22 protein-coding genes, 4 tRNA genes and 1 pseudogene are annotated in these 22,756 nt (G+C 73.9%); 16 read left to right on the forward strand and 11 right to left on the reverse strand.

What is annotated here, in order from left to right:
- Positions 1–682, forward strand: a pseudogene (locus ABWI04_RS34190) (hypothetical protein); the annotation flags it as partial.
- A 51-nt stretch (positions 683–733) separates the two neighbouring features.
- On the opposite strand, the gene ABWI04_RS34195 reads toward ABWI04_RS34190, so the two are convergent.
- The 4 genes from ABWI04_RS34195 to ABWI04_RS34210 all read right to left on the reverse strand — a co-directional run bounded on the left by ABWI04_RS34195 (position 734) and on the right by ABWI04_RS34210 (position 4,267).
- Positions 734–1,000, reverse strand: a complete 267-nt coding sequence (locus ABWI04_RS34195; protein WP_345184869.1) for a TFIIB-type zinc ribbon-containing protein — start codon at positions 998–1,000, stop codon at positions 734–736.
- Positions 1,001–1,067: 67 nt separating this feature from the next.
- Positions 1,068–1,967, reverse strand: a complete 900-nt coding sequence (locus ABWI04_RS34200; protein WP_353835003.1) for a phosphotransferase family protein — start codon at positions 1,965–1,967, stop codon at positions 1,068–1,070.
- Between the two features lie 8 nt (positions 1,968–1,975).
- Entirely contained in the window at positions 1,976–3,709 is a 1,734-nt protein-coding gene (locus tag ABWI04_RS34205; protein WP_345184874.1) for an AMP-binding protein, read from the reverse strand.
- 78 nt (positions 3,710–3,787) lie between these two features.
- Positions 3,788–4,267 (reverse strand): Lrp/AsnC family transcriptional regulator, encoded by a 480-nt coding sequence (locus ABWI04_RS34210; RefSeq protein WP_345184876.1) that lies wholly within the window; start codon positions 4,265–4,267, stop codon positions 3,788–3,790.
- A gap of 105 nt (positions 4,268–4,372) precedes the next feature.
- Between ABWI04_RS34210 and ABWI04_RS34215 the strand changes: the two genes are divergently transcribed.
- The 4 genes from ABWI04_RS34215 to ABWI04_RS34230 all read left to right on the forward strand — a co-directional run bounded on the left by ABWI04_RS34215 (position 4,373) and on the right by ABWI04_RS34230 (position 8,326).
- Positions 4,373–5,563 (forward strand): MFS transporter, encoded by a 1,191-nt coding sequence (locus ABWI04_RS34215; RefSeq protein ID WP_353835004.1) that lies wholly within the window; start codon positions 4,373–4,375, stop codon positions 5,561–5,563.
- 367 nt (positions 5,564–5,930) lie between these two features.
- The gene (gene manA, locus ABWI04_RS34220; protein WP_353835005.1) at positions 5,931–7,058 is read left to right on the forward strand and encodes a mannose-6-phosphate isomerase, class I; all 1,128 of its coding nucleotides are present in this window, start codon (positions 5,931–5,933) and stop codon (positions 7,056–7,058) included.
- The gene (locus ABWI04_RS34225; protein ID WP_353835006.1) at positions 7,055–7,987 is read left to right on the forward strand and encodes an ROK family protein; all 933 of its coding nucleotides are present in this window, start codon (positions 7,055–7,057) and stop codon (positions 7,985–7,987) included. Before manA ends, ABWI04_RS34225 begins: the two co-directional genes overlap by 4 nt.
- A gap of 75 nt (positions 7,988–8,062) precedes the next feature.
- Positions 8,063–8,326, forward strand: coding sequence for a sigma factor-like helix-turn-helix DNA-binding protein (locus tag ABWI04_RS34230; RefSeq protein ID WP_345184885.1), 264 nt, complete (start codon positions 8,063–8,065; stop codon positions 8,324–8,326).
- Here ABWI04_RS34230 and ABWI04_RS34235 read toward each other — a convergent pair.
- Complete coding sequence (locus tag ABWI04_RS34235) at positions 8,289–9,197, reverse strand: LysR family transcriptional regulator (protein ID WP_345184888.1); 909 nt, start codon at positions 9,195–9,197, stop codon at positions 8,289–8,291. The two genes, ABWI04_RS34230 and ABWI04_RS34235, sit on opposite strands and share 38 nt — an antisense overlap.
- An 82-nt stretch (positions 9,198–9,279) precedes the next feature.
- On the opposite strand from ABWI04_RS34235, the gene ABWI04_RS34240 reads away from it, so the two are divergent.
- The 6 genes from ABWI04_RS34240 (at position 9,280) to ABWI04_RS34265 (ending at position 12,592) form a co-directional block, all read left to right on the forward strand.
- Positions 9,280–10,128, forward strand: a complete 849-nt coding sequence (locus tag ABWI04_RS34240; protein ID WP_345184890.1) for an oxidoreductase — start codon at positions 9,280–9,282, stop codon at positions 10,126–10,128.
- 206 nt (positions 10,129–10,334) lie between these two features.
- Positions 10,335–10,419, forward strand: a tRNA-Ser gene (locus tag ABWI04_RS34245).
- A gap of 1 nt (position 10,420) precedes the next feature.
- Positions 10,421–10,493, forward strand: a tRNA-Met gene (locus ABWI04_RS34250).
- 11 nt (positions 10,494–10,504) lie between these two features.
- Positions 10,505–10,577, forward strand: a tRNA-Arg gene (locus ABWI04_RS34255).
- A gap of 2 nt (positions 10,578–10,579) precedes the next feature.
- Positions 10,580–10,651, forward strand: a tRNA-His gene (locus ABWI04_RS34260).
- A 93-nt stretch (positions 10,652–10,744) separates the two neighbouring features.
- Positions 10,745–12,592, forward strand: coding sequence for a glycoside hydrolase family 3 protein (locus ABWI04_RS34265; protein WP_353835007.1), 1,848 nt, complete (start codon positions 10,745–10,747; stop codon positions 12,590–12,592).
- Here the strand turns inward: ABWI04_RS34265 and ABWI04_RS34270 are convergent.
- The gene (locus tag ABWI04_RS34270; protein ID WP_345184894.1) at positions 12,579–13,490 is read right to left on the reverse strand and encodes a Rossmann-fold NAD(P)-binding domain-containing protein; all 912 of its coding nucleotides are present in this window, start codon (positions 13,488–13,490) and stop codon (positions 12,579–12,581) included. The two genes, ABWI04_RS34265 and ABWI04_RS34270, sit on opposite strands and share 14 nt — an antisense overlap.
- Positions 13,491–13,605: 115 nt before the next feature.
- On the opposite strand from ABWI04_RS34270, the gene ABWI04_RS34275 reads away from it, so the two are divergent.
- Positions 13,606–14,604, forward strand: coding sequence for a GlxA family transcriptional regulator (locus ABWI04_RS34275; RefSeq protein ID WP_353835008.1), 999 nt, complete (start codon positions 13,606–13,608; stop codon positions 14,602–14,604).
- Here the strand turns inward: ABWI04_RS34275 and ABWI04_RS34280 are convergent.
- Together ABWI04_RS34280 and ABWI04_RS34285 are read right to left on the reverse strand one after the other, a co-directional pair.
- Positions 14,534–15,814 carry an ABC transporter substrate-binding protein gene (locus ABWI04_RS34280; protein WP_353835009.1) on the reverse strand — a complete coding sequence of 427 codons (1,281 nt, stop codon included), beginning with the start codon at positions 15,812–15,814 and terminating at the stop codon, positions 14,534–14,536. The two genes, ABWI04_RS34275 and ABWI04_RS34280, sit on opposite strands and share 71 nt — an antisense overlap.
- Positions 15,811–17,106, reverse strand: coding sequence for a Gfo/Idh/MocA family protein (locus ABWI04_RS34285; protein ID WP_353835010.1), 1,296 nt, complete (start codon positions 17,104–17,106; stop codon positions 15,811–15,813). Before ABWI04_RS34285 ends, ABWI04_RS34280 begins: the two co-directional genes overlap by 4 nt.
- A gap of 125 nt (positions 17,107–17,231) precedes the next feature.
- Here ABWI04_RS34285 and ABWI04_RS34290 point away from each other — a divergent pair, with 125 nt between their 5' ends.
- The 3 genes from ABWI04_RS34290 to ABWI04_RS34300 all read left to right on the forward strand — a co-directional run bounded on the left by ABWI04_RS34290 (position 17,232) and on the right by ABWI04_RS34300 (position 19,198).
- The gene (locus tag ABWI04_RS34290) at positions 17,232–18,416 is read left to right on the forward strand and encodes an ROK family transcriptional regulator (RefSeq protein WP_353835011.1); all 1,185 of its coding nucleotides are present in this window, start codon (positions 17,232–17,234) and stop codon (positions 18,414–18,416) included.
- Between the two features lie 117 nt (positions 18,417–18,533).
- Positions 18,534–18,911 carry a hypothetical protein gene (locus ABWI04_RS34295; RefSeq protein ID WP_345184908.1) on the forward strand — a complete coding sequence of 126 codons (378 nt, stop codon included), beginning with the start codon at positions 18,534–18,536 and terminating at the stop codon, positions 18,909–18,911.
- Positions 18,908–19,198 carry a hypothetical protein gene (locus tag ABWI04_RS34300; protein WP_345184910.1) on the forward strand — a complete coding sequence of 97 codons (291 nt, stop codon included), beginning with the start codon at positions 18,908–18,910 and terminating at the stop codon, positions 19,196–19,198. Before ABWI04_RS34295 ends, ABWI04_RS34300 begins: the two co-directional genes overlap by 4 nt.
- Before the next feature lie 45 nt (positions 19,199–19,243).
- Here the strand turns inward: ABWI04_RS34300 and ABWI04_RS34305 are convergent, their stop codons facing one another.
- Together ABWI04_RS34305 and pnuC are read right to left on the reverse strand one after the other, a co-directional pair.
- Positions 19,244–20,353, reverse strand: a complete 1,110-nt coding sequence (locus ABWI04_RS34305; protein ID WP_353835012.1) for an AAA family ATPase — start codon at positions 20,351–20,353, stop codon at positions 19,244–19,246.
- Complete coding sequence (gene pnuC, locus ABWI04_RS34310) at positions 20,350–20,997, reverse strand: nicotinamide riboside transporter PnuC (protein WP_345184914.1); 648 nt, start codon at positions 20,995–20,997, stop codon at positions 20,350–20,352. The genes ABWI04_RS34305 and pnuC overlap by 4 nt, the downstream gene beginning before the upstream one ends.
- A 103-nt stretch (positions 20,998–21,100) precedes the next feature.
- On the opposite strand from pnuC, the gene ABWI04_RS34315 reads away from it, so the two are divergent.
- Positions 21,101–21,910 (forward strand): SDR family NAD(P)-dependent oxidoreductase, encoded by an 810-nt coding sequence (locus ABWI04_RS34315; RefSeq protein ID WP_345184916.1) that lies wholly within the window; start codon positions 21,101–21,103, stop codon positions 21,908–21,910.
- 62 nt (positions 21,911–21,972) lie between these two features.
- On the opposite strand, the gene ABWI04_RS34320 is transcribed toward ABWI04_RS34315, so the two are convergent.
- Positions 21,973–22,756: dihydrolipoamide acetyltransferase family protein (locus ABWI04_RS34320; RefSeq protein ID WP_353835013.1), on the reverse strand; the 784-nt coding region annotated here is incomplete at its 5' end.

Here is a 22,756-nt window from a genome sequence, read left to right on the forward strand (position 1 = left end):
CAGCAGCGTGTGCGCCATCCGCTCCAGCCGCGGGCTGCCCGACGAGCTGACCAGCACCTCGTGGAAGGCCTGGTCGGCGTCGCTCATCGCGACCCCCGCGAACGCGTTCCGGTTCCGCGACGCGTACGCGCGCTACTGCTGGCCGGTGGACGGGCTGACCGGCGTGCGGTTCGCGCCGTTCCAGGTCCTCGCGGGGGAGGGCCGCTCGTGGGCGGTCCTGCGCGACCACGAGTGGCACATGTCCGTGGCCGGGCGGCTGGTAGGCGGCGACGTGAGCGGGCTCGTCCAGCGGACGGGGTCGATGACCGTCGACCTGGGGTCGCCGGAGTCGGAGGCCGCGGCCGCCGAGTGGTGGGAGAAGCTCACCGCGGCGGGCGGCGAGGGCATGGTCGTCAAGCCGCTGGGGCCGCTTCCGGAGGGCGCCAAGGTGCAGCCCGGCGTCAAGTGCCGGGGGCCGGAGTACCTGCGCATCATCTACGGGCCCGACTACCGCGAGCCCGAGCACCTCGAACGGCTGCGCCGCAGGTCGCTCGGGCGCAAGCGGTCGCTGGCGATGCGGGAGCACGCGCTGGGCGTCGAGGCCCTCGACCGGCTCGCCGGCGGGGAGCCGCTGTGGCGCGTCCACCAGGCGGTCTTCGCCGTCCTGGCGCTGGAGTCGGAGCCGGTGGACCCGCGCCTGTGACCGTTCCGCGCGCCACGGCCCGCCGCCCTCGGGGCGGGCCGTGGCCGCGGGTCAGGTCGAGAAGAGCATGTGGAACACGCTGCCGTGGTGCGGGCGGTGGTGCCCGCCGTGGTGATGGTGGTGGACCGCCGGCGCCGGGGCGCCCCAGCCGGGCGCCGCGGCGGGCGGGGGCGCCGCCCGGTACTGCGACTCCATCTGGCTCAGGGCCTCGAGCTCGCCGTAGTCGAGGAAGATGCCCCGGCAGCTGTCACATTGCTCGATGTGGACGCCGCTGCGGGTGTAGGTCCGCATCACGCCACGACATTTAGGGCAGTGCATCGCCTTGTCATCCTTCCGGTATGGATCCCCAGGTAGAGGCTAAATGTAGGACAGGTTGGGCGCCACGTCATGCCGCGTCCCCCGCCGCGGATATTCTCACGCAGGCGTCGACCATCGCCTGCTCCGCGCCGTCGAGCGGCCGATCTTCCCTCCCCGCGGATATGACGCACGTGGCCGCGATCTGGATCGCAAGACTTCGCGCGGGTACGTCCAGGGCCGTCCAGGGATCGCCCTGCGCGGGCACGGCCGGGCCGCCCGTCTCCCTGTACGCGCCCAGGAAGCGCTCCCAGTCCCGCGGCGGGAGAACCCCGCCGGAGTAGAGCGCCGCGGGCCGTGCGAGGTCCCATGCGGGGTCGCCCCCGCCGAGGTCCTCGATGTCGATGAGCCGCCACCGCCCGTCCGGTGAGCGGACCATCTGGCCCAGATGCCAGTCGCCGTGGATGAGGCAGCGGGCGCGCTCCTCGGGCTCCTTCTCCTCGCCGCGTATCCAGGCGGGGAGAGTGGTGAACGCGCGGCGCACCGCGTCCGCGGCGGAGCCGTCCTGCAGGCGGGAGACCAGGCGCGCCACGCGGGTCGGACGTCCCCACGGCGGCGCGTCGGCCGGGACGGGCACCGCGTGCAGCGCCGCCAGGAGCCGGGCGCCCTCCTCCCAGGGGAGTTCCCCGGCAGGATCCACCGGCTCACCGAACGCCGAGAGCGTGACCGTGCGGCCGTCCACGGTGAGCGGCGGCCCCAAGGCGCCGACGACCAGATCGGGCAGGGCCTCCGCCAGCGCTATCCGGGCGAGGAAGGGGGAGCCGTGTTCCCGGTCGGCCTGGTGCGCCTTCACGACCACGTCGCCGACGCGGACGACGAGCACACCGTGCCGGTCGTACAAGGTCTCCGGCCGTCCGTCCTGGGTGGCCCTCTGACGCCCGATCTCGGCGAGTCGCGTGAAGAGCCCTGACTGGACGGTCTCGGTTTGCACGCGACCAGTCAACCACTCCGCGCGGGGCCCATCCGCTGCGCCGACGAGGCGGCGAACTCGTCCCGCAGCCGCTGCCGGACGACTTTGCCCAGCATGTTCCGGGGCAGCTCCGTCCGGGGCAGGAACTCGGAGGGCACCTTGTAGTGCGACAGAAAGCGTTCGCAATGCCGGCGCAGCTCGTCCGCGGAGAACGGGTAGGCGGGGTGTTCCACCACGTGGGCGATGATGCGCTCGCCCCGCCGGGCGTCCGGCACGCCGACCACGGCGCAGTCGTGCACGGCGGAATGGCGGCGCAGCACCTTCTCGACCTCGGACGGGGACACGGTGAAGCCGCTCACCTTGATCATGTCCCGCTGGCGGTCCACGATGGTGATGAAGCCCTTCTCGTCCATCACGCCTATGTCACCCGTGCGGAGCCAGCCCTTCGACAGGGTCTGCGCGGTGGCGAGCGGCGCGTTCCAGTAGCCCGCGAACACCTGCGGCCCGCGCACGACGACCTCTCCCGTCCCGCCCGGCGGCAGGACCTTCGTCGGCTCGTCCTGGTCGACGATGACGGCGTCGGTCATGGGCAGCGGCAGCCCGACGGTGAGGTTGCGCGCCCCGCCGCCCAGCGGGTTCGCGGTGACGGCCGGGGACGCCTCGGTCAGCCCGTAGCAGTTGATCAGGCCCTTGGCCCCGACCTCGGCGAGCCGGTCGATCGTGCTCTGCGACAGCCCCATCGCCCCGGAGATGAAGATGCGCAGGGAGCGCAGGTCGTCCGGCCGGAACCGCGGGCTGTCGAGCACCTGCTCGTACAGCGTCGACACCCCGGGGAAGATCGTCGGCCGGTACCTGCGTATCGCGCGGACCACGCGGTCGCCGTCGTAGCGGGGGAGCAGCACCACCGCCCCGGCGGTCATGACGGGCGCGACGAGGCAGCTCATCAGCCCGAACGAGTGGAACAGCGGAAGCACCGCCAGCGTCACGTCCTCGCCGGGACGCCCTTCGAGGTCCCACGCGTGCTGCTGGCAGGCGTTCGCGACGAGGTTGCGGTGCGTCAGCATCGCGCCCTTGGGCCGCCCCTCCGTCCCGCCGGTGTACTGGATGGCGGCAAGATGCCTCGACGGGTCCAGGGGCAGTTGCCGGACGCGGCGCGCGGGCGGCCTCTGCAACTCCTTGAACGGGACGACGCCGGGTTCCCGCGGCACGTCGGCGGTGATGGCCGCGCGCCGCCGCTGCATCTGCACGAGCGGGAGCCGCAGGGCGAGCCGCCTGGTGGCCGGGAGGAAGTCGGCCAGGGACGTCACGATGACGTGTTCCAGACCCGCCCGGGACCGCACGGCCTTCACCGTCTCGTAGGAACGATCCAGCACCACGGCGACGCGCGCGCCGCAGTCGGCGAGCTGCCTGAGCATCTCCTCCTCGGTGTAGAGGGGGTTGTGCTGGACCGCGATCGCGCCCCTGCGCAGCACGCCGAAGAACGCGATGACCTGCTGCGGGCAGTTCGGGAGGATCAGCGCCACCCGGTCGCCGGGCTGCACTCCCAGCCGGTGCAGGCCATCGGCGAACCGGTCCACGGCCTCGCGCAGGTCCCGGTAGCAGATCCGCCGGCCGAAGAAGATCAGCGCGTGGTTGCGGGGGAACCGGTCCGCGGCGTCGTCGAGCAGGCGCGTGACGGGCACGTCCGGGATGTCGACCTCCCGGGGGACCCCGGGCTGATACCACTGGTGCCAGGGCGAGGAGCGCAGTGACGAGTGCCACATAACGCCCGATTGAATCATCTCCGGCACCGTCGCGCCGGGCGAAGAAACGCGAACCCGCGGGCCGCCGGGCGCGCCGGTTCAGCGCGTCCAGCCCTCCGAGCGGGTGACGGTACGGGCGCCGGGGGCGGGCGGCTCCACCGCGCGGCCCTCGTAGGCGGTCGACAGGACGATGTGCGAGTTCATCTCCCCGTGCTCCCCGAGGCGTTCCAGGAGCCCCTCCAGGTGCTGCATCGACGCCACCCGCACCTTCAGCATCGAGCACCAGCCGCCGCTCAGCTTGTGGACCTCGGTGACCTCGGGCAGGTCCTCGGCGGCGGACGTCTTGAGCAGGCAGCGGCCGAGGGCGCACCGCATCTGCACGAAGGCCGTCAGCGGCTGGCCGACCCTGGCCGGATCGACGCGCGCCTGGTAGCCGGTGATGACACCGGCCTCCTCAAGGCGCCGCACCCGCTCGGCGACCGCCGGGGACGACAGGTTCACCAGGGCCGCGAGCCGGTTGAACGACAGGCGGCCGTCCCGCTGCAGCTCGGCGAGGATCCGCCAGTCCGTCTGGTCCATGTGGAAGGTCCCTTCGGGGAATCGCTTTGCAATCTATAGGCCGAAAGAGCTGAAGGCCAGGGATCATCCATTCCTTCCGGGAAATGGCCTTTCTAGCGTTAAGGCATGGAGAAACGATCCCGTCCGATGGCCGCCCTCTGCTCGGGCGCCGCCCTGATGAACGCGTCCATGGCGGTGGCGAGCGCGACCGCGACCCTGGTCGCCGCGGACCGGCTCGGCGCCGCGTGGGGAGGCGTGCCGAACACCGCCGGCATCGTCGGGACGGGCGCCGGCGCCCTGGCGCTGACCCGGCTCGCGCGGGCGAGCCGGCGCCGCGCCTTCGTCCTCGGCTACGCCGCCGCGGCGGCGGGCGCCTGCCTGGCCGCCCTCGCGGTCGCGAAGGGCGACGTCGCGGGGCTGTGCCTCGGGATGCTGCTGCTCGGCCTCGGCAACGCGGGGGCCCAGCTCTCCCGGTACGCGGCGGCGGACCTGCACCCGGCGGGACGGCGCGGCTTCGCCATCGGGCTCGTGGTGGGGTGCGCGGCCGCCGGCGCGGTCGGCGGGCCGCTGCTGCTCGACCCGTCCGGCGAGGCCGCCGCGGACGCCGGCCTGCCCGCGTTCACCGGCCCGTTCCTGCTGGCCGTCCTGACCTGCGCGGTCGCCGCCGCCGCCGCGACCGGCGGACCCGGCGGCAGGTCGGGGGCCCAGGGCTCGCCGCCGCCGCTGCGCCGCCTCGCCCGTACGCCGGCCGCCCGCTCCGCGCTGGCGGTGATGGTCACGGCGCAGGTCGTGATGGTGGCCGTCATGACGGCGGCGCCTCTGGACATGCACATGCACGGCGACGGCCTCGGGACGGTCGGCATGACGCTGTCCGCGCACACCCTCGGGATGTTCGCCCTGTCACCGCTCACGGGGCGGATGACCGACCGGTACGGCGCGCACCCGGTGATCCTCGCGGGCCTCGCGGTGCTCGCCCTGTCCACGGCGCTCGCGGCGGTCGCGGCCGGGTCGCCGGGGCGCGTCGCGGCGCTCTTCCTGCTCGGGTACGGCTGGAACCTGTGCTTCGTCGGCGGCAGCGCACGCCTCGCCCGCGACCTGCCCGAGGCGGAACGCCCGCACGTCGAGGGAGCCGTCGACGCGGCCGTCTGGACGATCGCCGCGGCCGCGAGCCTGCTGTCCACGGCGGTGCTGTCGGCGGGCGGGTACGCCGTCCTGGCCTGGGCGTCGTGCGCCGGGGCCGTCGCCGTCGCGGCCGGGCAGGCCCGCCGCCGCGCGCCCGGGGCCGAGCAGGCCGGGCAGGAGATCGGACGGACGTGATCCGGGGTCAGATGCGGCCGGTGCCGCGGCAGACGTTGCACCGCTCGTGGGTGGCGGTGCTGGTGCCGGTGCCGTTGCAACCGGGGCACGACCGCGTCGCCGGTTTGTTGTGCTTGCCCAAGTCCACCACCCCCTGGGAGTTCATCCTAAGGGCTCGGCAGTTCGCATGCCGTGCCCGCTTATCAGTTCGCTGACAGGGCCCTCCGGGTTCACCCCGAGCTCCGGCGAACCCCCGAACCGGGGCCGGACGACGTCGCGGCGCGCCCCGCCGAGTCGCGTTCGCCTTCCCCTCCGACGCTTGTACGCTGTCCCTCACGCGCGCCGTCGTCCGGTCACGGTGCCCCGAGCAAGGAGATCGCGCAGGTTGGTGCCATTGCCGCTGACCACCGCGATCCGTCCCTACGACTGGGGATCGCGGACCGCCCTGGCCGAGCTGCTCGGCGTCGAGCCGACGGGGCGCCCGCAGGCCGAGCTGTGGGCGGGCGCACACCCGGCCGCCCCCTCCCGCGTGGACGGGACGCCCCTCGACGTCCTCATCGACCGCGACCCCATCGGGATGCTCGGCGCCCCGAGCGTGGAGCGGTTCGGGCCCACGCTGCCCTACCTGCTCAAGGTGCTGGCCGTCGAGAAGCCGCTGTCGCTGCAGGTGCACCCGACCACGGCGCAGGCCGAGGCCGGCTTCGCCCGTGAGGAGGCGCAGGGCATCCCCGTCGACGACGCCGCCCGCACCTACAAGGACCCTTTCCACAAGCCCGAGATGGTCTGCGCCCTCACCGAGTTCCACGGCCTGTGCGGCTTCCGCGACCCGGCCGAGACCGCCGCGCTCCTCGAAGACCTGAAGGTCCCCGAACTGGACGCGTGGATCAAGACGCTCCGCGCCGAGCCGCCCGCCGATGCGCTCCGGACCGTCCTCACGCAGATGCTGGACGAGCGCTCCCGCCCCCTCCAGGCCGCGGTAGAGCCGGCCCTGACGGGCGTCTACGCCGACATCGCCCGCGCCCACCCCGGCGACCCGGGGGTCCTCGCCGCGCTCCTGCTCGACCACGTCGAGCTCAAGCCCGGCCAGGCCCTCTTCCTCGGCGCCGGAGTGCCCCACTCCTACCTGGGCGGCCTCGCGATCGAGGTCATGGCCAACTCCGACAACGTCGTGCGCTGCGGTCTCACCGCCAAGCACATCGACGTCCCCGAGCTGATGCGCGTCGTCGAGTTCGCCCCGTCCCGGCCGCACCGCGTCGAGCCCACGGCCGACCACCGGTACCGCACGACGGCCGAGGAGTTCACCCTCGTCCGCCACGACCTCGCGGGCGTCCCCGAGGACCTGCCCGCCGGCCTTCCGCAGACGCTCCTCTGCCTGGAGGGCGAGGCCCGCCTCACCGCGGAGCCGGCCCTGACGCTCGCCCGGGGCGAGGCCGCCTTCGTCCCCGCCGGCGCCCCCGCGACCCGCCTCACCGGACACGGCACGCTCTACCGCGTGCTCCCGGGGATCGGGTCATGACCGTCCTCGCCCTCGACATCGGCGGCACCAAGTTCGCCGTCGCCCGCGTCGACGCCGCCGGCAGGCTCCTCGACCGCGCCGAGCACCCCGTCGGCCAGGCGCCCACCGCCACCCTGCGCGGCCTCGTCGCCGACTTCGCCGGGGACGGCCGGACGCGCCGCTCCCTGACGGGCGTCGGCATCGGCTCGGCCGGCCCGATCGACGCGGCCGCCGGCACCGTCAGCCCGAGCAACATCCCCCGCTGGCGCGGCTACCGGCTCGTCGCGGCCGTCCAGCGCCTCGTTCCCGGCGTCCCCGTCACCCTCGCGGGCGACGCCCAGTGCATGGCGCTCGGCGAGTGGTGGCGCGGCGGCCACGACTGCGGGTCCCTGCTCGGCGTCGTGGTGTCGTCCGGCGTCGGCGGCGGCCTCGTCATGGACGGCCGCCCCTGGACGGGACGCACCGGCAACGCGGGCCATATCGGCCACGTCGTCGTCGACCTCGACGGCGAGGCGTGCGTCTGCGGCGCCCGCGGCTGCCTGGAGACGGTCGCCGGGGGCCTCGGCATGGTCCGCTGGGCGCTCGCCCAGGGCTGGACGCTCGCCCCCGCGACGGGCCGCCCCGACGCCCGCGCCCTCGCCGCGGCCGCCCGCGCCGGCGCCCCGGTCCCGCTCGCGGCCTTCCGGCGCGCCGCCGGCGCCCTCGCCACCGCGATCCTCAACACCGCCTCCGTCCTCGACGTCCGCGACGTCGTCATCGGCGGCGGCGTCGCGGCCGCGGGCGACCTGCTCCTCGATCCGCTGCGCGCCGCGATCACCGCCCGCGCCGGCATGCCGCACCTGCGCGACCTGCGCGTGTCCTCCACGACCCTGGAGCGCGACGCCGGCCTCTACGGCGCCGCCGCCCTCGCCCTCCTCGCCTCCGGCGAACCCCTGCGCCCCACCCCCTGAACCAGACCCTCAACGCTTCCTTAAAGACGCCATAAGGAGGGCGGCGGGGCCGGGGAACGGTGCGAGGTTCGTGGTGTGGCACTGCGAATGGGCAAAGACACCGGTTCGTTCGCCCTCGGTCAGCCGGGGGAGCGGATGCGCCCCGCGGTGGTCGCCCGGGCCTTCCAGGGGCTGCCGCCCGCGCACCGCGAGATCCTCACCGAGACGGTCTTCCGGGACCGGTCGGTCAACGAGGCCGCCGCCTCGCTGGGGGTGCCGGTCGACGTGGTCAAGGTCCGCGTCTACCACGCGCTCCGGGCGCTCAGCGCGGCCGTGGAGACGCCGCGGACGTTCGCGTGACGCCCGCGAGGCTGCGGACGATGGCGGCGAACGCCTCGACGAGCGGGCCTCCGTCCGCCCAGGCGAGCGCGACGCGCAGCGGCTCCACGTCCGTGAGCGGCACCCAGGACAGTCCGGGACGCGCGTAGTACAGCGCCATGCTGGACGGCGCGAAGCAGATGGCCGTGCCCTCGGCGACCTGTTCGAGCATCTCCTCGACGTTGTCGTTGGTGGGCCCCCAGCGCGGGGCGGACCCGTCAGGGCGGGGGTTGACCGCCCACCAGTCCACCCACTCGCGGGGGGCGCGCTCGGTCCACATGAGGGGCTCGTCCTTGACGTCCATGATGGAGACGCCCTCGGCGGAGGCGAGCGGATGGCCCGCGGGGAGGCCCACGACGCGGGGCTCGGTGTGGACGGTCTCGGAGTGCAGGCCGCCCAGGTCGGCGGGGAGCCACACGAACGCCACGTCCACCTGCCCGGCGCGGAGAGCCGCGGTCTCGCCGCCCCAGTCGAAGCGCTTGGGCTCGACGCGGACGCCGGGGTGGGCGCGGGCGAACTCGGCGCGGGCCCGGGTCGTCAGCTCGCCGGCGCCGCTGGCCTCGAACCCGACGCGCAGGACGCCGGTCTGCCCGCGCCGGTGCCGCTCGGCGACGGCGGCGACGCGGTCGGCCTGCCGGACGGTGCGGCGCGCCTCGGCGATCACGTCGCGGCCGGCCGGGGTGGGGGTCACGCCGCCCGCGTGCCGGTCGAACAGCCGGACGCCGAGCTCGGCTTCGAGCCTGCGCAGGGCGTAGGAGAGCGCGGGCTGGCTGACGTAGAGGGCCTCGGCCGCCCGGCCGAGGTTGCCCGCGTCCGCGATCGCGGCGAGGTAGCGCAGCTGGCGCAGCTCCATCCGGGCATCATAAACGCTCTTTATCGGACGGGAGAAGTTCTGTCTTGGACGGCGGGGCCGCTGAGCTGCGATAACTGTGGTCATGACGAACATTTCTGATAATGGACGGGTCTGGCTGATCACCGGGGCGAACTCGGGCTTCGGAAGGGCGATCGCCGAGGCGGCGCTGGCGGCCGGGGACACGGTGGTCGCGGCGGCGCGGCGGCCCGAGACGCTGGACGACCTCGTGGCGCGCCACCCGGGGCGGGTCGCCGCGGTCGCGCTGGACGTCACCGACCAGGCGAGGGTCGCGGACGTGGTCGCGGACGCGGTGCTGTGGCACGGGCGGATCGACGTGCTGGTCAACAACGCCGGGCGCGGTGTCGTCGGCGCCGTGGAGGAGACCACCGACCGTGAGCTGCGCGAGCTGATGGACCTGCACTTCTTCGGTCCGGCGGCGCTGGTCCGGGCGGTGCTGCCGCACATGCGCCGGCAGGGGAGCGGCGCCGTCGTGCAGATGTCGAGCATGGGCGGCCGGTTCTCCTTCCCCGGCGTGGGCGCCTACTCGGCGACCAAGTTCGCTCTGGAGGGCCTGTCGGAGGCGCTGGCGCAGGAGGTCGCGCCTTTCGGGATCAAGGTTCTGGTGGTCGAGCCGGGGGCGTTCCGGACGTCGTTCGCCGGCGGCGGCCTGCACCAGACGGCCGCGATGCCGGAGTACGCGGGCAGCGTCGGCCCGGTCCGGGCGAACCTGCCGGGCAGCGACGGCAGGCAGCCGGGCGATCCGGCCAAGGCCGCCGCGGCGATCCTGAAGGCGCTCGACGCCGATGACACGCCGCTCAGGCTGCCGCTGGGCAACGACGCCGCGGACGCCGTGGACGCCGCCCTCGCCGGAGCGCGGAAGGAGTTCGCGGCTTGGGAGCCGATCTCCCGGGGCACCGATTTCGAGGAATGAGCCGATAAATGGGTTGCCGGGGCGGAACCGCCCCGGCACCATGGACGTCGTAGGGAAGAAAGCCGGAAAGACGGGATCGGGAAGGGGAGTCGCGATGCGACGTCGAATGCGCAGCAGCCATTCCGGTCTCGGGAGCCGCCGACGGACGTGACCCGCACGTCCTGACGCCGACCGCCCGAAGACCACGGGCGGTCTTTTTCGTTTCCGGAGGGTTGGCCGAGCGGAAAGGCAGCGGCTTGCTAAGCCGTCGTCAGGGTCACCCCTGCGCGAGTTCGAATCTCGCACCCTCCGCGCTGAGCAGGGACGCTGGTGCGTCCGGCGGTCTCATAAACCGCAGCAGGCAGGTTCGATTCCTGCGCTCAGCACGCAAGAACACGTCTCCGTGGCGCAGTGGAGAGCGCGCCGGGTTGCGGACCCGGAGGCCGCAGGTTCGATTCCTGCCGGAGATACGGCTTTCGTGGTGTAGTGGTCTGCACACCAGGTTGTGGTCCTGGAAGTGTCGGTTCGATCCCGACCGAGAGCCCTATGTATTTTGTCCGACCGTGACCGGCAGATATTGCTCAGGTGCTGGTATCCGGTTGCGTTGCGTTTGATCGAACCTGGAAAAACCTTCCGCATGTACTGTTCCTCCCCGCAGGCGTTGCGGACCCGCGTCGTCGGCCTGAGCCTGCTCGCCGTGCTGGCGCTGACCGTCCACGGCGGTCCCGCCCGGGCGGCATCGGGCCCCGCGCCCTACCTCGACCCGCGGCTCTCGGTGGAGGACCGCGTCGACGATCTGCTCGACCGAATGAGCCTGGCCGACAAGCTCGGCCAGATGACGCAGCCGGAGCGGCGCTACGTGACGCCGGAGGAGGTCACCCGCTACCGGATCGGGTCGGTGCTGTCCAGCGGAGGGTCGTCGCCCAGCCCGAACACGCCGCGGAGCTGGGCGGACATGACCGACGGCCTCCGGCGGGCCGCGCTCGCCGCGCCGCTGCGCGTCCCGATGATGTACGGCGTCGACGCGGTGCACGGCCACAACAACGTGGCCGGGGCGACGATCTTCCCGCACGACATCGGGCTCGGCGCTGCCCGCGACCCGGCCCTCGTCCGCCGGATCGGCGCGGCGACCGCGGAGGAGATGACGGGGACGGGCGCGGACTGGGATTTCGCGCCCTGCGTGTGCGTGGTCCGCGACGACCGCTGGGGCCGGACGTACGAGTCGTTCGGCGAGGTGCCCGAGCTGCCCGCGATGATGACGACGCTCGTCGAGGGGCTCCAGGGGGACCGGCTGGGCGGCCCCGCGTCCGTCCTGGCCACGGCGAAGCACTACCTCGGGGACGGCGGCACCGAGGGCGGCGACGACCGCGGCGACACCCGGATCTCGGAGAAGGAGCTCCGCGCGGTCCACCTGCCGCCGTTCCGCGAGGCCGTAAAGCGCGGCGTCGGCTCGGTGATGGTCTCCTACAGCTCGTGGAACGGGCTGAAGATGCACCGGAACAAGTACCTGATCAGCGATGTCCTCAAGCGCGAGCTGGGCTTCACGGGCTTCGTCGTCTCCGACTACAACGGCATCGACGAGATCGACGGGAAGCGGGGGTTCACCGAGGAGGAGGTCGCCGCCGCGGTCAACGCCGGGATCGACATGGTCATGGTGCCGGCCGAGTGGCGCCGGTTCATCGACCACCTGCGGGACGCGGTGAAGGACGGCGCCGTCCCGATGTCCCGCGTCGACGACGCGAACCGCCGCATCCTGACGAAGAAGTTCGAGCTGGGCCTGTTCGAGCGGCCGCTGGCCGACCGCTCGTACCTGAGGACGGTGGGGAGCACCGCGCACCGCGCGCTCGCCCGGCGCGCGGTCGCCCGGTCGCAGGTGCTGCTGAAGAACGCCGGCGGCGTCCTGCCCCTGGACGACGACGACAAGGTCTTCGTCGCGGGTCGCAGCGCCGACGACATCGGCATGCAGTCGGGCGGCTGGACGATCACCTGGCAGGGCGCGCCGGGCCCGGTCACGAAGGGCACGACGATCCTGCAGGGCATCCGCAGGGCGGCGGACCCGTCCGCGACCGTCGCCTACAGCAGGGACGGGACGGGCATCGACAGGTCCTACGACGCGGCGATCGCGGTCGTCGGCGAGAAGCCGTACGCCGAGTACCACGGCGACCTCACCGGCGGCATGGGCCTCGACGACGCCGACCTGAAGACGATCGACCGGCTGCGGGCGTCCGGCGTCCCGGTGGTCGTGGTGCTGGTGTCGGGACGTCCGCTGGACATCGCCTCGCAGCTGCCGAAGTGGAGCGCGCTCGTCGAGGCGTGGTTGCCGGGCAGCGAGGGGGCGGGCGTCGCCGACGTCCTGTACGGGGCCGCCGCACCCACCGGCAGGCTTCCCGTGACGTGGATGCGAGCGGCCTCCCAGCAGCCCATCAACAGGGGCGACGGCAAGAAGCCCCTGTTCCCCTTCGGCTACGGCCTCACGTACGAGTGAGCGCCTCCTTCAGGACGTCGTCCAGCGGGGACGCGGCGACCCCGAACGTCTCCTCGATCGCTGAGGAGTCGGCGGTGAACGGCCGGTGCGACATGTGCTGCGTCTCCCACATCTCCTCCCAGAACGGGTCCGTGAGGCTCAGCAGGGTCAGTTCGCGGTCCGTCATGGTGTCCAGGCGCGGTTCGGGGACGCCGGCGAGCGCGGCGAGGCGTCCGGCGACTTCGCGCACCGACGCGGTGATCGTCGGGGCGTGCCACGGCCGGCCCCATCCGCGCGCGTCGCGGGCGACGGCGACGAGCGCGCGGGCGGTGTCGCCGATCGCCGAGTAGGCGTGCGGGACGTCGAGCTCCGCCGGGACGAGCGCCGGGCGTCCGGCGAGCACCTTCGGCTGCACCATGAGCGTGAAGACGGAGTAGGCCCCGGCGCCGATGAACTGGCCGGCGCGCACCTCCGCGGCCCGCACCCGACCGGCGTCGTGCGCCTCCTTGGCCCGAAGCCACATCTCGGCGCGCACCCGCCCCTTGGACCCGGTCGCCTCCAGCGGGCGCTCCTCGGTGACCGGGCCGTCCACCGGCCCGTATCCGTAGAGGTTGCCCAGCATGACGTACCCCGCGCCGGACCGTTCGGCGGCGGTCAGGATCGAGCCGAACAGCGCGGGCAGCAGGTCCGGCCACGTGTGGTAGGCGGGCGCCGCCGCGTTGAACACGGTCGCGGCGCCCTCGGCGAGCCGGCTGAGCGCGCCGGTGTCGGTGGCGTCCAGCGCGAGCGGCTCGATGAGCGGGTGCTCCGGCCCCGCTCCGCTGCGGGACACCATCCGGACGCGGTCGCCCGCGTCGGCGAGGAGGAGAGCGGTGGCGGTGGCGGTGGCTCCCCTGCCGACGACGACATGAAACGGCATGATTCACTCCAGTGAGGTAGCGGCCGGGCATCCGGCCGTCGCACGCTCCACTCTGCGGTCCGCCGCCCCCGGGCGGCAGGGGCCCGATCGCCAATCGTCCGGAGGTTCTGGCCAGATGCACACGGTCGCGGTCGTCGTCGTCCCGCCGGTGATGAGCTTCGATGTGACGATCCCGGAGATGGTGCTGGGCGCCGCCGAGGCGGATGGCGGTCCCGCCTACGAGCTGCTGCTCTGCGCCGCCGAGCCGGGGCGTCCGCTGGAGACCGTCGGCGGCCTGGACGTCGTCGCCCCGCACGGGCTGGACGCCGTGCGCGGCGCGGACAGCGTCATCGTGGTGGGCAGCGGGGGCCGCACCGGCATCGAGCGGCCCGTCCTGGACGCCCTGCGCGCCGCGGAGGGCACGGGGAAACGCGTCGCGGCCATCTGCACGGGGGCCTTCGTGCTCGGCGAGGCGGGCCTGCTGGATGGGCGCCGTGCCACGACGCACTGGGGCCTCACCGGCGACCTGGCCCGCCGCTTCCCCGCCGCGAAGGTCGTCCCCGACGTCCTGTACGTCACGGACGGAACCGTGCTGACCTCGGCCGGGGCCGCCGCCGGGATCGAGCTGTGCCTGCACCTGATCCGCGAGGACCACGGCGCCGCGGTGGCGGCCGGGGCGGCGCGGCTGACGGTCGCGGCGCCCCCGCGTCCCGCCGGCCAGGTCCAGCGCCTCGAAGACCCGCTGCCCGCCGGACCGGACGTGTCGCTCGCCGAGACCCGCGCCTGGGCCGTGCGGCGCCTGGGGGAGCCGCTCACCCTCGCCGACCTGGCCCGGCACGCGCGCGTCAGCACCCGCACGCTGACGCGCCGGTTCCACGCGGAGACGGGTTACAGCCCGTTGCAGTGGCTGCTGCACCAGCGGATCGACCGGGCACGCGAGCTGCTGGAGGGCACCGCGCTCCCGATGGAGCAGGTCGCCCGCCGCTGCGGCCTCGGCAGCGCCGACTCCCTGCGCCTGCACTTCGTCCGCAGGCTCGGCGTGACCCCGAGCGCCTACCGCTCCGCTAGTCGGCGAGCGCGGCCAGTGCCCTCTGGAGGTCCTCGGACGCCTGGTCTGCCGGCTTCTTCCCGGTGAGCGCCGCGGTGACGTGCTCCTGGACGGCGGCGCTGACCTCGCTGTAGCGGACGACGACCGGGCGCGGCCGCGCCTTGTCCATGCCCTGCCTCAGCACCGGCAGGTACGGGTACCGCTTGATCATTTCGGGGTCGCGGTAGAGGGCGGCGAGGGACAGCGGGAAGGACTGGGCCCTGCCGTACTCCCTCTGGACGGCCGGGCTGACGATGTGGGCGACGAAGTCGCGGGCGGTGGCCTGGTGCCTGGAGAACGCCGACACGGCCAGGTTGTTGCCGCCGAGCGTCCCCGAGCCCGGCCCGTCCTCTCCCGGGATCGGCGCGACGCCGAACTTCCCGGCCACCTCCGAGCCGTCCTTCCCGGCCGCGAGGGCGTAGACGTAGGCCCAGTTGCGGTGGAAGACGAGATGCCCCTCCTGGAACGCGCGGCGGCCCTCCTCCTCCTTGAAGGTGATGGCCTTCCGCGGGACGGTGCCGTTCCGGAAAGCGTCCACGAGGAACCTCAGCCCGGCCTTGGCCTGCGGGGTGTCCACCCGCGGCCTGCCCGACGAGTCGAAGACCTCTCCGCCCGCGGACTGGACGGCCTCGGAGTAGTTGACCGTGAGCCCCTCGTACTTCCCGTACTGGCCCGCGTAGCAGTCGACGCCCCTGCCCCCGGGCGTCCGGCGGACCTTCGCGCAGGCGTCGCGCAGCTCGGCCCACGTCTTCGGCGGACCCTTCACCCCGGCCTCGGCGAGGAGGTCCTCGCGGTAGTAGAGGACGCCGGTCCCGGTCAGCCACGGCGCCGCGTACAGCCTGCCGCGGTACTTCCCGGTCTCCAGGGCCGCCGGGACGAACGAGGAGGCGTCGACCAGCCCGTCCGGCAGCGGCAGGACCCAGCGGCGCGCGGCGAACTCCGCCGTCCACACCGCGTCCAGCCGGACGACGTCGTAGGCGTCCGACTCGATCCGCATGTTCTGGACGAGCTGCTGCCGCGCCTGGTCGCCGTCCTCGGGCAGCTCGACGAGCCGGACTCTCTCCTTCGGGTGGCCGTCGTTCCACGCGGCGACGAGCCGCTGCACGGTCCCGGTGAGGTCCTTGCCGGTGGCGACCGTGATGGGCCCCCGGCCGTCGTTGCGCGCGGGCGACGACCCGCCGGACGAGCCGCCGCACGCGGCCGCCGCGAGGGCCAGGGACAGCGCCGCGGCGACGGTCGGCAGGAGTCTGGTGGTCATGGGCTCACCGCGCCTTTCGCCGGGGACGACCGCGGGTCGAGTTCGATGACGGTGCCGTCCAGCCGGGCCCGTTCGGCCGCCCATACGACGCGGTGCGAGGCGAGGCTCTCCCGGGGACCGGTGCTGAGCGGGGCGGGGTCGCCCGCCGCCAGCGCGGCGACGAACGCGTCGGCCAGCGCGTCGTCGTCATCGTCGTGCCGTCCGTCGGACGCGCCGCCGGGAGGGGCGGCGCCGGGCTCGACGGTCTCGCTCTCGCCGGTGACGAAGTCGCGGACCGTGATGCGGAGGCCGTCGCCCTCCAGGGAGCCGGACGTCCCGAAGACGCGCGTCTGGCGCGGGGCGGCCGCCGCGAACGCGGTCATGGTGAACACGCCGGTCGCGCCGGACGGGAACTCCATGTTCACGACCTGGTGGTCGACCACATCGTTGTCGCAGGCGTAGACGCAGCGCCCGTACGGGCCCTCGCGCAGCGCCCGCAGGACGCCCGCCTCGGTGCGGTCGTCGGTGACCGCGCCGAGCGGCCACCTCTCGCGGGCGGGATCGCCGAGGCACGCCAGGTACAGCCGGGTCGCGGAGTAGGGGCAGCGGGGCTCCACGGCGCAGTCGACGCAGCGGTCGGCGGCGCCGGGCGGCCGCTCCCGCGGGCGGAAGTGCGACAGCCGCCCGAACGAGGACACCCGCGCGGGGACCTCGCCCATCACGTGGATCAGCCAGTCGAGGTCGTGGCACGACTTCGTCATCAGCATCGGCCCGGACTCGTCCGCCCGCCGCCAGTTGCCGCGCACGTAGGAATGGGCGTGGTGCCACCAGCCGACCGGTTCGAGGTGCTGGACGCTGACCGGGGCGCCGATCCGGCCGTCCTCGATCAGCCTCCTGAACGCGCGGGTGTACCGGCTGTAGCGCATCACGTGGCAGACGGCGAGCATCACCCCGGCGCGCTCGACGGCGTCGACGATGCGCAGCGCGTCCGCCTCGGACGTCGCCATCGGCTTCTCCAGCAGGATGTGGCAGCCGAGGCCGGCGAACCGGATCGCGGGCTCGGCATGCTCGGCGTCCTGCGTCGCGATGATCACTCCGTCGGCGGGGCGGCCCCCGGCGGCCATCTCCCGCCAGCCGGGAAAGACCTGATCCGGCGCGAGGCCGTGCTCGGCCGCGAACCGGGCGCGCCGCGCGGGGTCGGGCTCGGCGACCGCGACGATCCGGCCGATCCCGGCCTCCCGGATCCGTGCCGCGTAAGCGCGGCCGCGCAGCCCCGCTCCGGCCACCGCGATCGTCGGCCCCGTCCGCTGCATCGCCGCGCCCTTCCGACCTGGCCGTCCGCGCCGCCGGGGAACCGGGGGCCGACTTACGCAAGGTGCTTTCATAAGTAGTCTGGCCATAATGTCGTCCGTCCGCCGAACGCTGTCAAGGGGTACCCGTGCCGCACCACTCTCTCCACGGAGGCGACCCCTCGGTGCTCCGCCGGCTCAACTCCGCCGCGACGCTGCGGGCGCTGCGCGACGGCGGCGAGGCGACGCTGTCGGAGCTGGCCCGGCGCGTCGGGCTGTCCCGGCCCACCACCGAGGGCGTGCTGGGCGAGCTGATCGACCGCGGCCTGGCCGCCGAGGACGCGCCGCGCCCGGGCGGCGGGCTCGGCCGTCCCGCCCGCCGCTACCGGTTCCGCGCGGAGGCCGGGCACGCCCTCGGCGTCGACGTCGACGCGCACCGGGTGCGGCTGCTCCTCGCCGACGTCTCCGGCGAGGTCGTCGGCGGGCACCGCGCCGGCCTCCCCGGGGGCGCGGAGCCCGGCGAGCGGATCGCGGCGGTGCGCGCCGCGGTCAGGGCGTGCCTGGCCGGGGCGGGCGTCGACCGGCGGTCGCTGCGGGCCGTCGCGGTCGGCACCCCCGGCGTCGTCGCCCCCGACGGGACGATCACGTCCTGCACGGTCGTGCCCGGGTGGGAGGGCGTCCACCTGGCGCGCGAGCTGGGCCGCTCGTTCTCCTGCCCCGTCCTCGTCGAGAACGACGCCAACCTCGCCGCCATGGCCGAGCGGTGGCGCGGCACCGCCCGCGACGCCGACGACGTCGTCTGCGTCTACGCCGCCCTGCACACCGGCATGGGCGCGATCATCGGCGGCCGCCTGCACCGGGGACGCTGGGGGGCGGCGGGCGAGATCGGCATGCTGGACGAGCTGGGCCTGCGGGACACGGCCGCCTCCCTGGTGCCGGACGCCGGATCCGGCCCCCTCCTCGTCGAGGAGGCGGAGCGCGTCCTGGACGCGGCCGGGCGCGGGTCCGCCGAGGCGCGGGACCGGGTGGAGCGGCTCGCCGCCCGGATGGCGCGCGGCGTCGCGGCGATGGCCCTCGCCCTCGACCCGGAGACGATCGTGGTCGGCGGCCCCCTGGCCGGGGCCGGCGCGCCGCTGGTCGCCGCGCTGCGCGAGCGGGTCGCCCCGCTGTCCCTGAGCCCGGTCCGGATCGAGGGCTCCGAACTCGGGGACGAGTCGGTGGCCCTCGGCGCCGTCCGCCTCGCCCTCGACAGGATCGACGAGGACCTGTTCCGTCTCGCGCCCCCGTCCGACCCCGGCGAGGAGCCCCGGGGCCGCCCGCCCGCATCGGCGTGAAGGGCTGACCGGCGCGAATGATAAAACCGCCCGAAACGAACCTGTGCCTACAAACCGCTTTTGCGCCCCTTGAGTTCTTAGGAGATCAGTGCGCTGCGGACCGCGAAATGACCCTCTGTGCTGTCGGTGGGGCCCGGTAAGGTCTCCGGTGTACTGGTGGAGAGGGGACGACGAACGGACAGGAGCGACATGAGCGCACAACCCGTAGAGCCACTCCTCCCCGGGCAGGTCCACCGCGTCCCGAGAACGATCAAGGGCATCGCCGACTGCCTGCCCCGGGAGAAGCGGGATCAGTTTCTCGGCGAGGTCATGGACGCCAGGTTCGGCCCTGAACTGACGAACCTGCTGTCGGGATGGCATGCGGAAGCGATGTTCGGCCAGGTGCCCGACCGCGAGGAGCGTCGCGCGAGGGCGACCGAGGAGATGAGGGCGGGAAGAAAGATCTCCCTGGAGGAGATCAGGGCCGGACGCCGCTTTCGCAGCGGAAACGAGTGACCGCTCGCAAGAGCGGCTGGACGGTCTTCTGCTCTGAGACGGCGGGCCTGATCCTCCACTCCTCTCTCCCGAAACAGATCGAAGACCGCCTTGTCGAGTACCTCTGCGAGCTGGCCTGGCAGGGTGGTGCCGCGGTCGACCTGGGGTTACCGCCGCCAGGGAAGCCGCTCGACGAGGCCGGAGTCGCTTATGCGGTCTCGCTCGACGACATCGACGCGTCCATCGAGTATCTGGTCGTCCGCGATATCAAGGAGTTCCACATCACCGATATCAGCTGGGCCGGCTGACCCGACGTCGCCTGACCTGACGCCGGTTGGCTCGGTGGGCGGGGGCTAGGGGGTGAGCGGGGGGTCGAAGTGCCAGCCCTCGGCGAGCAGGGCGTCGATCGCCTCGACGGCGGCGGCCAGGCGCCGCTCGTGGGGGCCCGTCACGGTGAGGTGGGGGAGGCCCTGCTTCTCCAGTTCCTCCTGGAAGCGCTCCGACATCCACGACCTGATCCGCTCGCCGTCGCGCCAGCCGTCCTGCTCGAAGGGGACGCCCGTGTGATCGGTCACGATCCACAGGTGGTGCGGCGTCCGCCCGTGGACCGCCTCGACCTCGGGAGCCGACGCGCCGACGTAGCGCTCGTGCCAGATCACCGTGGCGAACGCGTCGGTGTCGCAGACCAGCAGCGGCGAGCCCGACCGGGCCGCCGCGTCCTCCAGGGCCGCGTGGTGCTCGGCGATCCGGGTGAACTCGGCCGACTCCCACACCAGGTCCTCCAGGCGCGGGGACGGGTCGCCCTCCCGCCGCCGGACGGCGGCCAGCTTCTCCTCGGTGAACGTCCGGCCGTACTCCGGCACCCACCGGGTCGCCTCCCACACCCCGCCCCGCCGCGCGTAGTGGGCCGCGAGCGCGCGGGCCAGCGTGGTCGTGCCGGTCGACTCGGCGCCCACGACCACCACCCGCCGCGCCAGGTACGCCCGGACGGGCGGCGAGAGGTACTCCCAGTGGGCCACGGGGTCCTCCCGCACGGCGGTGCCGCTCACCGGGAAGCGCTCGCGCGGCGGGTCGACCGGGACGTGCGCGGCCGAGAAGCGCTCGGCCAGTTCCGGTCCGTACGCCTCCGAGCTGAACACCGCGTCCACCGGCGGGACGGACGCGCCGAGCCCCGACCGCATCGCCAGGCCCGCCCGGAACGCCGCGACGTGCGCCGACCAGGCCTCGTCGGACTCGTAGTCGATCTCCGCGTCGTCCACCACCGGGACGATCTCCACGTGCGGCTGCCGGTGCGCCTCGCGCAGCCACGCCGTGCGCAGCGCCAGTGGGATGCTCTCCGCCGTGGACGCCGCCACGACGACGCTCACCCGGGCGCAGGACGCGGCGGCCGTGTCGATCAGATGGTGGTGCCCGGCGTGCGGCGGATAGAACTTGCCGATGACCAGGCCGTGCTCGTGCTTCACGCGGCCACCGCCGGGGCGAGGGGCCGCGCGCGCAGGTCGCGGCGCCACGCCAGCAGCCCGGACACGCACAGCGCCAGGAACACGACGTAGAGGGCGCTGGTGAGCTTGAGGTCCTTGGCGAAGTACAGCGGGATGTAGACGAGGTCGGCGGCGATCCACAGCCACCACGACTCCAGCAGCTTGCGCGACTGCCCGTAGGTCGCCATGAGGGAGAGCGCGGTGGTGAGGGCGTCCCAGAACGGGACGGTGGAGTCCGTCCATGCCGACAGCGCCCAGGTCAGGAACGCGGTGCCGGCGGCGCCCGCGGCGATCAGGGCGGCCCACTCCGCGCCCCGCGTGCGCCGCACCGGGAGCCGGTCGCGGCCGTCCCCGCCGTACAGCCACACCCACCAGCCGTAGAGCTGGAGCGCGACGTAGACGACCTGGAGGCCGGCGTCGGCGTAGAGGCCGCCGTCCAGGAACACCAGGCCGAGCAGGATCACGTTCGCGATGCCGATCGGCCAGTTGAGGATGTTCTGCCGGACGACGAGCCACACGTTGACGGCGCCGGTCGCGAAGCCGAGCAGCTCCGCCCACGTGGTGGGGACCGACCCGAGATGGAAGGCGGGGTCGAGCAGCGGACCGAGCGGGACGTTCACCGACATGAGCGCAATGATCACATATCGTCAGTCGGACGACAAGTGGATCAAGGGGCGGGAGACGGCGTTCGCTTGACAAATGAGTGAGCGCTCACTCAGAATCGAGGGCATGGCACCCGACGAGGAGGCACCGATGTATCCCGAGCTCAACGGCATGGTCGCGGTCGTCACCGGCGGCTCGCGCGGCATCGGCGCCGCCACGGCACGCGCGTTCGCCGCCGAGGGCGCCAGGGTCGCGGTCCTCGGGCGCGACCGGGCGGCGCTCGACCGGGTGGCCGGGGAGACCGGCGGGATCGGCGTCGCGGCCGACGTCACCGACCTGGCCGCCGTCGAGGCCGCGCGCCTGCGGATCGAGGACGAGCTCGGTCCGGCCGGCGTCCTGTGCGCCTTCGCGGGCGGCGGCATCGCGCGCCCGGGCCCGACCGCGGCCATGACCGAGCAGGAGTGGCGGTCGGTCCTGGACGGCAACCTCACCGCGACCTTCCTCACCCTGAAGGCGTTCCTGCCCGGCATGCAGGAGCGGAAGGCGGGGTCGATCATCACGATGTCGTCCTCGGCCGGGCGGCTGCCGACGAACCTGCCGGGCGGCGGCGGCCGCGAACTGGGCAACCCGTGGGGCGCCCCCGTCGCCTACGAGGCCGCCAAGGCGGGCGTCCAGGCCCTCACCCGCCACGCCGCCGCCGAAGCCGGGCGGGACGGCGTCCGCGTCAACTGCGTCGCCCCGGGAACGATCCGCACCGAGCGCACCGCGCGGTTCATGCCCGAGGAGACCCAGGCCGCCGTGGCCGCCTCCCACCCGCTCGCCCGCCTCGGCGAGCCGGGCGACGTGGCGGCCGCCGCGCTCTTCCTGGCCTCGTCCCAGTCCGCCTGGCTGACGGGCCTCACCCTCGACGTCACCGGCGGCCGCGTCATGCTCTGACCCGCGGGACGCGGAAGGGCCCTCGCCACCCCGGCGAGGGCCCTTCCGTGTTCCGTGCGCGGCTACGCGACGATGAGCAGCGGGTTCTGGAGCAGCTCGGCGAGCCGGGCCAGGAACTTCGCGGCCGTCGCGCCGTCGGTGGCACGGTGGTCGACCGACAGGGTGACCGTCATGCGCTTGCCGGGGACGACCTGCCCGTCGCGGACGACGGGGTCGTCGCGGACGGCGCCCACCGCGAGGATGGCGGCCTCCGGCGGGTTGATCACCGCGGAGAACGAGTCGACGCCGAACATGCCGAGGTTGCTGACGCTGAACGTGCCGCCGCTCATCTCCCGGGCGGACAGCTTGCCGTCGCGGGCCTTGGCGGCGAGCTCGCGGGTCTCCCGGCCGATCTGCGAGACGCTCATGCGGTCGGCGTCGCGGACGACCGGCACGACCAGGCCGTCCTCGACCGCCACCGCCACGCCGACGTGCACCCGCTTGTGGAAGAGCAGGTTCTCCTCGGTGTAGGAGACGTTCACCGCCGGGTGCTCGCGCAGGGCCGTCGCCACCGCCTTCACGACCAGGTCGTTCACGCTGACCTTCGCCGGGGCGAGCGCCTCGTTGAGCGTCGCGCGGAACGCCAGCAGGGCCTCGGCGTCCACCTCGCGGTTGAGGTAGAAGTGCGGCGCCTCGCGCTTGCTCTCGGTCAGCCGCCGGGCCGCGACCTTGCGGAAGCGGTTCAGCGGGACGGCCTCCACGTCCGGGTCGTCGGCCCGGGCCTGGACGGCGGGCGCCGACGGCGCGGGAGCCGCGGGGGCCTGGGCGGCGGCCGGAGCGGGCGCCGCCGGACCGGCGGAGCGCACG

Source organism: Actinomadura sp. NPDC000929, assembly GCF_040492065.1.
Classification (GTDB): Bacteria; Actinomycetota; Actinomycetes; order Streptosporangiales; family Streptosporangiaceae; genus Spirillospora; species Spirillospora verrucosospora.